At 41.0% G+C, this 432-nt stretch carries 1 pseudogene; it reads left to right on the top strand.

Annotated elements, in window-relative coordinates:
• A pseudogene (locus PVK62_RS17530) lies at window positions 1–432 on the top strand (porin); the annotation flags it as partial.

Genomic DNA, 432 nt, shown 5'->3' on the forward strand with positions numbered 1-432 from the left:
GATAAAAATGGTGGTGGTGCTGCTACTCGTCATTCAACATTCGCAAGTGCAAATGCAAAATACAGCTTTGAAAAAGTAACATTAATGGGTGGGGTAGAATCTGGTTCTAACTTTAATGGTGTTAAAAATCAAGATAACCAAACCTATTTAGTTGGTTTTGAAGCATCTCTACCTGCTGGCTTTGGTATCGCTGGTGCATATAAAATGGAAGCACTAGATAATTTTGCAGGTGTGGCTGGCGCTAATGTAGATCAAGGGTCTTACTCTATCATCGGACAATACTGGAATGGCCCAATTGGTTTCAAACTGGGTTACGCTGCTAACTTAGAAGCAGAGCTTAATGACAACACAGTAAAAGATTCTGATAGCAACACCATTTCTGGTCAGTTAATGGCTGTTCACAACGGCTTCGTACCTTACCTACGTGTAGCG

It is taken from the genome of Aliivibrio sp. S3MY1 (assembly GCF_028765575.1).
In the GTDB taxonomy this organism is placed as follows: domain Bacteria; phylum Pseudomonadota; class Gammaproteobacteria; order Enterobacterales; family Vibrionaceae; genus Aliivibrio.